We start from the raw sequence: 5,161 nt of genomic DNA, 5'->3' as shown, positions 1-5,161 counted from the left end.
CCCGAATACTGATGGCTATATCCAGATTCTCCACGGCCGTCTCATAGCTATCCAATGCGTAGAGGTATTCTGAGCGAGATTGAATGGCCGAGATCTGCAACGCTTCTCTTGTCTGGTCGTCCATGATCTCAGCCTGCTTGAGATCTACTTCACGCTGCTTCACTGCGCTGGCCTTCATTCCGCTGGAGAATACAGGTACCTGCAAATTGATGCCCCATACTGTATTGGGAAACCACTCACCTCCTCCTTCGAAGAAATCGAATTCGTTGCGCTGTGCTTGCTGCGAATGGCTTACGAATCCGCTCAGCACGGGGAGATACCGGCTGCGCTGTTCCCGCAATCTCAATCGCTGGATGTCGATATTGGTCTGTGTTGCTACCCGATCCGGATGGTCTTCTACGGTGGGTACAGCATCGGCAAGTAGACTGCTCACATCCATCTGGGCGGCCAAGGAGTTGATATCATCGCTCAATGCGATGGACTGGTCCAGACCGATCCCGATCTGGAACTTGAGCAGTTGCATGGTCAATTCCTCCTGCCGCTCGGCATTGCGTACTTGGCTGCTCAATGTATTGAGAGTGAGCCGCATCTGCTGAACATCCTGCTCTTCCACAAAGCCTTCTGCATAGAGGGCCTCTATCTCGGTAAGCATCTCACGTAATTTTTCTTGGCTGTCACGGAGAACAGGGGTGTTCTCTTTAGCTATCAGAGCGGTGGTATAGGCCATGGTCACGGCCTCTTTGACCTCCATAGTGGTCTTGAGGTCCTGGACTTTACTCAATTCGAGATAGGTCTTGGCTGCTTGAAGTCCGATCAAATAGGAGCCATTGAAGATCAACTGGGAGAGAGATACCCCACCAGATACATTGTATTCTGTGCCGAACTGGGCAGGCACCAAGCCCGGTTGCCCACCACTGCCTTCAGGTACCAGTTCTTCGTCTATAAGTACCTGATAGACCGTTGGACTGATGAAATCCGGTAGAACGGTGGTAGGGATATCCAAGAAATTCTGGAAACTCCCCTCTGCGTTTACCTGAGGTAGTCCGATGGCCAAAGTCTCTTTGACAATGTATTTGGCCTTCTCGATCTCCAATTTGGAGATCTGTGCATTGCGATTCAGTTCCAATGCTTTTTGCTGGGCTTGATCCAGACTGAGTTCCAAGGGTTGTCCCAGAAGCACAGTACCTATAAGAAGGTACAGACAAAGGGTGAAGATCCTCATAGGGCTAATTGTTTGTGTTGGTCGTACTGTTGGTCGAAATAGGCAATGCCCTTGTGACTGGCCACTCCCAGTATATGATATCTGAACATGATCTTGTATACCTCTTCAAAACTGATCTCCTCGGGAGGAAAGACCTCCGCATCGAAGACCACATCCACTTTTCTGATGTAGATCTTGGTGATGACATCTACATTGAGGTCATCGCGATACAGTCCTTCTTCCATCCCTTTCTTGAGATTGGATGACATCACCCGGTAGACGTGTTTCATATGTTGTTCCATTACCTGGGAGAAGGACTCTGAATGGTACTTTTCCAGGTCATAGTGGATACTCGGATGGAGTTCACGCAACATGCTAGAGATGAATTGACTGATCTCGAACATCTCATCTATGGCATTGAGGTCTCTCTCAGTGATCACATCTATGTGCTGGCACTCCATGTCACAGCGCAGCTGCAGGCACTTCCTCACCAATTCATCTTTATCGCGAACGTAGAGGTACAGTGTCTTTTTGGAGACACCCAGTTTCTTGGCCATATCATCCATGGTGACGGACTTGATTCCGAAACGCATGAATACACCTAAGGCCCTGAATATCAGCTGTTCTTCTTTTTGTTCTACCATTGGGAGCGCGAACATAAACAATCGCACTGTAGAGGGAAACAAAAAATGGACAAAACGTTTCCTAGAGCAATGGAAAACCCTGATCCAAGGGAGGGCAAAAGGCTTCAATCCAAGGCATAGCGATATAGAATGCCGTTGGCATCTAGAACGATGAGATCCATCCGACCATCTCCATCCATATCCTGCACCGAGGCAGTGCTGCCGGGAACCGGGAAGTTCTCTTCCAGCGTGCCTTCAGAATCATAGAGGTAGTACAACTGAGATTCTGAATCCCTGAATCCATAGTGAACCTGTGAGATCAAATCCAGTTCTAGTTCTGACTCGGGCAATTCGATCCGTGATAGTTCCTTGCGGTTCTCATCGAATCGGATGAACATTCCATCCTGGAGCGAATAGAGCTTCTGCGTTGGAGGATCGATCTGTCCCTTCTCATCCAGCACATAGGTCGGTCCGCTGAGTTCTGTGATGACCAGGGCACCTTGTGCATTGTGATGTACGATACTGCTTTGCTTGATATTCTTCCCTGCAATCACATGGAAAGGACCTGTGGACCCATCGGCCAGTCGGAGATCATCTCCTCCATATCTCACCTTTCCATCCCTACGTAGGAATCGCACGGATAGATCAGCATCGATGACCATGATATAGTCCTTGTTGTTGATACTGAAATGCTTGATCTGGTCGATCACGGGTACATCCAGTGACTTGAATTTCCAACCGTCCACAGGACTCCCGTCAGTTGTATAGTTGAGTACCATCCCATCATGAGTGGGAATCAGAATGCGGTACGATCGATTCTTATCGTAGTCCAATACGGCTATGGGAGCGCTGAGGCCACCTTCCACCCTGAGAGGGAAGCCCTCGAGGTCACGTCCTTTGCGGTCGAGCCCGTAGACTGTTCCATCGGTGCTGAAGAGCATTTGCAGCTTGCCATTCTTATAGATATCCACCTGAGTGATCTCAGAATGTATCGGCCCATCGAGGTCGCGGGTCCAGAGGGTTTTTCCCAGATTGTCGATCAAGGAGAGGCTATGGGTGCTATCCTGGATCAGGATCTCATATTGCTGCGTATAGTGATTCTTATGGGTATGTATCCTTCCCTCGATTCCATGATCGAGTACCATCTCCCATATGGATCCACTTTGACTTTTGGTCGATGGATTATATCGGAGCAATGCATGCTGATGAAAGAGCCCCTCACCTGCAGGTTCGTACTGGATGACCAAGGCTTGGAATTTCTCCAGGACCTCGGTGTGCGATGCCATACGGTCGAGCGGAGCTCCCATAGTACTCCAATCCACCTCTTGGGATAAGCGCTGTAGGTCGAAGTAGTAGAGAATAGAGTATCGGTCGTCCAGATCGTCCTGCAACTGTTTGAAATGGGGATTGCTGGCCAATGTTCGGGAAGCTCGATACTTCACGTAAAACTCTTCTATCGCGTCTTGATCCGGGGCGATGATAAGCGCATCATCGATATACCCAAGAATCGGCTGCTCGATCGATATGTCATAGCCTTCCAGAAGCGAATCCAGTCCCGCATCCCCTACCTCTGCCCAAACTGGAAGTCCCATAAAACGGGAAGTGACGAAGGATGCATCCAAATGCGCTTGCAGACCATTGGCGTCATCAACTCGGGCCATGAGGATAGGCAATGCTCCAGATCCATCATCTATATAGACACGGGCCATACCAGCCCCTATGAAGTCGAGCAGTGAAAGGCTGTCTCCCTGTATGTATGGGCTGAAGTCCTTGATGTGTTCGTAGATGAGCTGAGAACAATGATCGGGGATGATATCCAATAGCTCATCGATACTGCCTCGACCCTCTTTGCGAAAAGGGCTCAAGTGATTCTTCAGAGAATCCGGAGTCTGGATGAGCCCATTGAAATAGATGCTATTCGGTTTGGAGAGGATATCGGCTGTGCTCCACACCCCCATGGTGGTCTGAAGATGGGCATCTTGCGAATGGGGGAGAAGAGAACGGAGAGTAGATCCTATTTTACTCCAATTGATGTGTAGGTGAGCCTCTTGTTGATTTCCACGGGTCTCCCTCGATGCCATGAAGGCCCTCGATACCGAGAGGGATTCCGGTAAGGGACGCAGGTGTTTTTCGATGCAGAGGATATCCCTACTGATCTGAACTACCCCATTGCGGACCGATACAAAGAGTATTCCTTCATCATAGGAAGTCTTGAAGATCGGCACTTCATCATAGACTTTCTCCATTTCCACGTGTACCCCGAGACCCTCGGCCAAGGAGTTCGCATCCCATGAACTCAGCTCCGTAGGTAAAGAGATGCTCGCCATCCAGCTTTGACCTTGGGCACCTGTAGGGTGGAGCGAGAATATCAGATTCCAGGTGGAGTCAATTTTCAGGTCGAGCGGAGTCGAGAGGTGTCGCTCGAGTGTCAATAGTGCCGATTCGAAATCCTGCCACCCTGGAAGCGTAGCTGCCTCTGGCCAAAGGACACTCCCATTCCTGACGGTCTCATTCCACGACATAAGGTCATCGATTTCCAGCACAACACACGCATCTGAAGAAATGTTGTCGAGAATGGAGCTGCGCTCGGTCTTGGGCTGCGTATCGATGAATAGGATGAAGATGATGGCCGCTAGAGATAGCAATAGAACGCTGAATAGAATGATCCTCCTCATGGTCGCTGTTGATACGATTCAAAAGTAGGTGGTGACCCAAGGGCGATCACTGCTCATTCATAGCCCTATGAACAGCGCTATGTGAAGCTTTCTTCTACTTGCGGCAGGAGTCTGAAACTCATGCGATGATAATGGCTAGGGCCGACTGATGCTATGCCCTCTCGGTGCTGGCGTGTGGGGTAACCTACATTCCGGTCCCAACCATAGGAGGGATGCTCCTCGTGAAGCTCTTGCATCAATCGATCCCTATGCACCTTGGCCAGAATGGATGCTGCCGCAATGCTCTTGTATTTCGAATCCCCTTTGATGACGCAGGTGTATGGAATAAAGCCATAGGGGAGGAATCGATTGCCATCCACCAGAATGTGTTCGGGTACGATGTCCAGTCCTTCCAATGCCTTGTGCATGGCCCGGTAGGTAGCTTGAAGGATATTGATACGATCGATCTCGTGATTGTCCACTTCAGCAATGCACCAGGCCAAGGCCTTCTCTTCGATGTAGGCGGCCAATTCTTGCCGGTGTAGATGACTGACCTGTTTACTGTCATTGAGCAGTGCATGACGGAACCGGTTGGGTAGAATAACAGCTGCAGCAACTACTGGACCCGCTAGGCAGCCTCTACCCACTTCGTCCACACCGGCCTCTATCAGACCTTTGCTATG

General features: G+C 49.9%; 4 protein-coding genes. All 4 read right to left on the bottom strand.

Features of this window, described 5'->3' with window-relative positions; all coding sequences use genetic code 11:
* The coding region (locus tag HKN79_03035) for a TolC family protein (GenBank protein ID NNC82526.1) at positions 1 to 1,222 on the bottom strand (1,222 nt) is incomplete at its 3' end.
* Entirely contained in the window at positions 1,219 to 1,860 is a 642-nt protein-coding gene (locus HKN79_03030) for a TetR/AcrR family transcriptional regulator (protein NNC82525.1), read from the bottom strand. The genes HKN79_03030 and HKN79_03035, both read right to left, overlap by 4 nt.
* An 89-nt stretch (positions 1,861 to 1,949) precedes the next feature.
* On the bottom strand, positions 1,950 to 4,499 hold the full coding sequence (locus tag HKN79_03025) for a hypothetical protein (protein ID NNC82524.1): 2,550 nt from the start codon (positions 4,497 to 4,499) through the stop codon (positions 1,950 to 1,952).
* Positions 4,500 to 4,576: 77 nt separating this feature from the next.
* Complete coding sequence (locus HKN79_03020) at positions 4,577 to 5,149, bottom strand: ribonuclease HII (protein ID NNC82523.1); 573 nt, start codon at positions 5,147 to 5,149, stop codon at positions 4,577 to 4,579.
* Positions 5,150 to 5,161: the final 12 nt, after the last annotated feature.

Source organism: Flavobacteriales bacterium (assembly GCA_013001705.1).
Taxonomy (GTDB): Bacteria; Bacteroidota; Bacteroidia; order Flavobacteriales_D; family JABDKJ01; genus JABDLZ01.
The sequence above is the reverse complement of the archived record's forward strand: the minus strand, read 5'-3'. Positions and strand labels throughout refer to the sequence as shown.